The sequence below is a fragment of the Helcobacillus sp. ACRRO genome, from assembly GCF_022347125.1.
GTDB classification, from domain to species: Bacteria; Actinomycetota; Actinomycetes; order Actinomycetales; family Dermabacteraceae; genus Helcobacillus; species Helcobacillus massiliensis.
Genome location: NZ_JAKRNG010000053.1, coordinates 1 through 5,397, shown reverse-complemented (window position 1 = coordinate 5,397; position 5,397 = coordinate 1). Strand labels below are relative to the sequence as shown.

The 5,397-nt window shown below is 68.4% G+C and carries 5 protein-coding genes; 2 read left to right on the top strand and 3 right to left on the bottom strand.

What is annotated here, in order from left to right; translation table 11 throughout:
- Positions 1–237: 237 nt before the first annotated feature.
- Together MHY20_RS11370 and hutU are read left to right on the top strand one after the other, a co-directional pair.
- Positions 238–990 carry an IclR family transcriptional regulator gene (locus MHY20_RS11370; protein ID WP_183377239.1) on the top strand — a complete coding sequence of 251 codons (753 nt, stop codon included), beginning with the start codon at positions 238–240 and terminating at the stop codon, positions 988–990.
- A gap of 144 nt (positions 991–1,134) precedes the next feature.
- Positions 1,135–2,859, top strand: coding sequence for a urocanate hydratase (gene hutU / locus MHY20_RS11365; protein WP_239376873.1), 1,725 nt, complete (start codon positions 1,135–1,137; stop codon positions 2,857–2,859).
- Positions 2,860–3,009: 150 nt separating this feature from the next.
- On the opposite strand, the gene MHY20_RS11360 is transcribed toward hutU, so the two are convergent.
- The 3 genes from MHY20_RS11360 to MHY20_RS11350 form a co-directional block, all read right to left on the bottom strand.
- On the bottom strand, positions 3,010–3,549 hold the full coding sequence (locus tag MHY20_RS11360) for a hypothetical protein (protein WP_239376871.1): 540 nt from the start codon (positions 3,547–3,549) through the stop codon (positions 3,010–3,012).
- 163 nt (positions 3,550–3,712) lie between these two features.
- Positions 3,713–4,828: an ATP-binding protein gene (locus tag MHY20_RS11355; protein ID WP_239376869.1), complete on the bottom strand. Its 1,116-nt coding sequence runs from the start codon at positions 4,826–4,828 to the stop codon at positions 3,713–3,715.
- A gap of 98 nt (positions 4,829–4,926) precedes the next feature.
- A complete protein-coding gene (locus MHY20_RS11350; RefSeq protein ID WP_239376867.1) occupies positions 4,927–5,310 on the bottom strand; it encodes a Rid family detoxifying hydrolase in 384 nt (127 codons plus the stop codon).
- Between the last annotated feature and the right edge of the window lie 87 nt (positions 5,311–5,397).

Sequence of the window (5,397 nt, the reverse complement as noted above, 5' to 3'; positions counted from 1 at the left end):
GCCTGGGAGTCACTGGGGGAGGGGTCGGCGGGGAGGCGCACGACTTCGTGCCAGCGCGCGTGATCGGCGCCGTCGCCGTCATGGCGACCGGACCACTGGTCGTGCAGAGCGGGAGCGGTGCTGTGCGAAGAGGTCATGCCCCCATCCTGGCACGCTGGCAAGCGCCAGCCTGGGCAGTGCCGTCCACCGCTCGCACTGCTGTCCAGCACTCTGGACGGCCTGGCTAGACTGGATGGTATGGCCACCAAAGTCCCCGCCGCTGACGCCACCCTGCGGATCCTCACTCTGCTCGCGCAGCGCTCGCGGCCAGTCCCAGCGAGCCGCATCGCCGCCGAACTGGAACTGCCCCGCTCCACCACGTACGACGTCCTCGGTGTCCTCGCCGAGCACGGCTACGTCCTCCACTACCGCGAGGACAAGACCTACGGCCTCGGCACCGCCGCCTACGAACTCAGCGCCGGCTACACCCGCCAGGCGCCCCTGGCCCGGCTCGGCAATCACGTGGTCAACCAGCTCGTGGACGGGGTGGGGGAATCCGCCCACCTCGCCGTCCTCCAGGGCCGCGAAATCCTCTACGTGGTCGAATCCCGCGCCGCGCACCGCCCCTCCCTCGTCACCGACCAGGGCGTCCGCCTGCCGGCCCACCTGACCGCCTCCGGCCGCGCCATCCTCTCGGCGCTGCCCGACCGGCAGCTCGTGGCCGTGTTCGCCGGCACCACCGCCCTCGAATCCCGGGTGGGCGGTGCGATGACGTTCCCCGTTGCCCGCGCCCTCGCCGACGCCCGCGACGCCCGCGACCGCGGCTGGGCGGAGGAGAACGGCGAAGTCACACCCGGGTTCCGCTCCATCGCGAAGGCCGTGGTGGAGAAGTCCGGCTGGCCCGTCGCCTCCATCGCCGTCACCTGGCAGGACGGCACCGCCGTCGACACGGATGTGGTGCGCACGCAGCTCGGCGCGGCCGTCCGCCGCCTCGAGGCCGCGCTCGGCTGAGCGGGCTCGCCCTCGGGCAATAGTCCGTGCCCCCGGACTGCAAGCACCCGTCGGCCGCCTGACTCCCTCATCCCCCGTGGCCCGGCACACACCCACTGTGGTTGTGTGGGCTCCACACCCGACCACCCCAAGGATTGAGGATCGATGACTGACGAGCAGAAGACGCCCGCCGGCCCCCGCCCCGTGAAGGCGCCCCGCGGCACCGACCTGAACGCCAAGCACTGGCAGGCCGAAGCCCCGCTGCGCATGCTGATGAACAACCTCGACCCCGAGGTCGCCGAGCACCCCGATGAGCTCGTGGTCTACGGCGGCACCGGCCGCGCCGCCCGCTCCTGGGACGCGTTCGACGCCATCGTCGACTCCCTCAAGGACCTCGAACCGAACGAGACCCTGCTGGTGCAGTCCGGCAAGCCCGTCGGCGTCTTCACCACCAACGAATGGGCGCCGCGCGTGCTCATCGCCAACTCCAACCTCGTGGGCGACTGGGCGAACTGGCCCGAGTTCCGCCGACTCGAAGCCGAGGGCCTCATGATGTACGGCCAGATGACCGCCGGGTCCTGGATCTACATCGCCACCCAGGGCATCCTCCAGGGCACCTTCGAAACGTTCGCCGCCGTGGGCCGCAAGCTCGCCGAGCGCGATGGCCGCGACGCCGACTTCGGCGGGACCCTCGCCGGCACCATCTCCCTCACCGGCGGCGCCGGCGGCATGGGCGGCGCGCAGCCCCTCGCCGTCACCCTCAACGGCGGCGTCTGCATCATCGCCGACGTGGACCGCTCCCGCCTCGAGCGCCGCCAGGCCAAGCGCTACCTCGACGAGATCGCCACCGACCTCGACGACGCCATCGCCCGCGCCAACAAGGCGAAGGAGGAGAAGCGCGCCCTCTCCATCGGCATCGAGGGCAACGCCTCGGAGATCTTCCCCGAACTGCTGAAGCGCCACCGCGCCGGCGACATCCACATCGACGTGGTCACCGACCAGACCTCCGCCCACGACCCCCTCTCCTACCTCCCCACCGAGATCGCGTTCGAGGACTGGAAGCAGGAGGCGAAGGCCGACGCCGAGGGCTTCACCAAGAAGTCCCGCGAAGCCATGGCCCGCCAGGTGCAGGCCATGGTGGAGTTCCAGGACGAGGGCGCCGAAGTGTTCGACTACGGCAACTCCATCCGCGACGAAGCCCGCCACGCCGGCTACAACCGCGCGTTCGAGTTCCCCGGCTTCGTCCCCGCCTACATCCGCCCCCTGTTCTGCGAGGGCCTCGGCCCGTTCCGCTGGGTTGCGCTCTCCGGCGACCCGGAGGACATCAAGGTGACCGACGAGGCGCTGAAGGAGCTGTTCCCCGAGAACGAGCACCTGCACCGCTGGCTCGACGCCGCCGACGAGTACGTGGAGTTCGAGGGCCTGCCCGCCCGCATCTGCTGGCTCGGCTACGGTGAGCGCCACAAGGCCGGCCTCCTGTTCAACCAGCTGGTGAAGGAGGGCAAGGTGAAGGCCCCGATCGTGATCGGCCGCGACCACCTGGACTCCGGCTCCGTCGCCTCTCCGTACCGCGAAACCGAGTCCATGCTCGACGGCTCCGACGCGATCGCCGACTGGCCGCTGCTGAACGCCCTCACTGCCGCCAGCTCCGGCGCCACCTGGGTGTCCATCCACCACGGCGGCGGTGTGGGCATCGGCCGCTCCATCCATGCGGGCCAGGTCGGCGTGGCCGACGGGACCGACCTCGCGGCGGCGAAGCTCACCGCTCTGCTCACGAACGACCCGGGCATGGGCGTGATCCGCCACGTGGATGCCGGCTACTCCCGCGCCGTTGAGGTGGCCGAGGAGCGCGGCGTGAAGATCCCGATGGAGCCGCACGTGCGCGACTGACCGCGTAAGCCGCTGGCCGCGTGCGCCGGCTGTTGAGGTAAGGGTTGTGGGTCCCACACTGCGTTGTGGGACCCACAACCCTTATCTCGATTCAGCGGAGGTGCTGGTCGGCCATCGGCGAGGCGGGGAAACCGTCGGCCTGGTTCTGGCTCAGTCGTCTGTGAGGGGCCGGTATCCGGGGAGCTGCTCGATGAACTCCCGGATCTGCGGCACTTCATACATCCAGTGCAGCGCGTGCGCATGCGTGTACTTCGGCGGCAGGGACGCGAGGTCTGGGTCGTCGGCGAACTCGAGCGGTCCCGGCGCGGAACTCGTGGTGTGCAGATCCATCAGGTAATCAAGCATGCGCTGACGGTCGCCCTGGCTCATCTGACCCCACCCGGGGTAGACCTTGCCGGGCGGGACTCCGTCGGCCAGCTGGGCCTCCGCGCCCTCGATGGCGTCGAAACGGTCGCGCCAGCTCGCCTCCACGAGAGCGTCGGTGTCGTCCTCGATGAGGCGGGCGAGGGTCATGAGTGCGCCGATGAGGTCGTCCAGGGTGCCGGGGGTGAGCGGGCCGGACAGGAATGCCTCGGCGAGTGGGCCCGGCGGGTCCGTCTCGGTGCGCATCTCGATGTTCACGATGATGCGCGACGGGTCGTCCGTCTGGTGCGGACCGAGCAGGTTCAGAGCGGTGAAACGGTTGGACATCGGGGTGCCTCCAGGGGCTGGTCTGTGACTGGTCACCCCCGCCTGTACCGGTGCCGTGGCACCGCGCATCGGCGGGGTCGCCACCCCCTGTACCGGCCCTGGGCCGAGCATCACAGCATCGGCTGCAGGGCCCTATCCGGGCATCCACAACTATGGCGCGTTGTCACTCGAAGAGATGAGACGCGGCATGTCCTCGCAAATAGTCCCGCAGGTAGGGCAGTTCGAATTCGACGAACCCCTGCCGAGGTGCACGGATGACTCCCGCTGCGAGGAGGCGATCCCGATAGACAGACGTGTAGCTCGATGCACGGTTCATCCGGGTCTGCACGTCTTTCATTGCGACAGGACCGTCATCCTGGGCCATGGCTACGAGGAACGTCCTATCCACCGGGGAGAGATCGGCGAGGGCGGGTTCATGAACGAGGGACCCCAGTCGAACACGAGCCTTATCCAGCCCTGAATCGACTGCTGTAGAGCTAATGTGACCAGCGTCGTCGGCTAGTCGCCACAGGTGGTAGCCGACGAGCTGAATCATGAAGGGGTATCCCTCAGTGGCGTCAGCCGCACGCTGCAGTTCGTGACTCGAAATCTGCCGCCCCGTTTGCGCGAAGGTCGTGGTGAGAGACTCAGCAACTGCCTCCACTGGAACATCCCTCAATCGGACGCGTTCAGCACGGCGGAGGAACGTGGAGACCGAACTGTCGCCTTTGAGCAGTACGTCCTCAACCACGCGGGGGAGGCCTGCGAGGACGAGCGCGATCGCCTGGTCTTCCCGAATCAGATGCTGAACGTCGGCGGCCAGTTGCCGAAGCTCTTCATGGGATGCTCCCTGGACTTCGTCGATTGTGATGAGCACGCCGGTGCCGTGGGTGGCAGTGGCAGTCAGCAGGCGAGTGAGACGACGCCGCCACGAGGGTTCGGTCTTCGGCGAGTCATGGAACGTCAGCCCTCCCAAGTGAGCGATGCTGGCCCCCGCAAGCCGTGGCTTCTTGGGCTCGCTGAGCTCATCAGCAAAGACGTCAGCCTCGTCGGCGATCCGGTCTGTGAACCCTGGAGTGGCGGTCTCGTCGATGACAACCCAGCCGTGTAGGCGGGCTACCTCACCGAGTTCGGTCAACATGACTGTTTTGCCGGCGCCGCGCGCCCCGGTGATCAGTGTCAGCAGGTTGGGGTCTCCAGGACCGTTCTCAATGGCCTCGCTGAAGACGGCGAGCTGCTCGCCCCGACCGACGAGCAGCGGAGGGGTAGCACCTGCGGTGGGTTTGAACGGGTTGCGCATGCTCCTCCTTTGCGAGCTTTATAATTTTTATAATCTTTATAAAGCCGAAGCGCAATACCACGGCGCGTTCCGCAGCCGGCTCGCCGCCCGGGCCCCGTTCAGCCGCGGCGGCGGGCGATGACGTCGATCTCCACGAGGATCCCGCCGAGCAGCGCGGAGCCTACCGTGGTGCGCACGGGCCGCGGCTCGGTGAAGAACGGGGCGTAGGCGGCGTCGAACTCGGCGAAGTCGTCCAGGTCCGCGAGGTGCACTGTCACCTTGAGCGCGTCATCGAGGGTGCACCCGGCCTCCGCGAGGACCGCCTCCACGTTCTTCAGGGTCTGCTCGGTCTGCGGGCCGATGCCGTCGGGCATGGTGCCGGTGTCCACGTTGATGGGGCCGCAGCCTGCGGTGAACACGAGGTCGCCGCTGACGATGCCCTGGCTGTACGCGCCGAGCGGGGCGGGTTCGCGGTCGGTGTGCAGTTCCTGCTTCTGTGTCATGGGTGCTCCTTCGCTGCAGTGATGCCGCCACTGTACTGAGCGGGCTGGGCGCAGGGGGGGGAAGCCGACGGGGCCGGTGACGGCGGG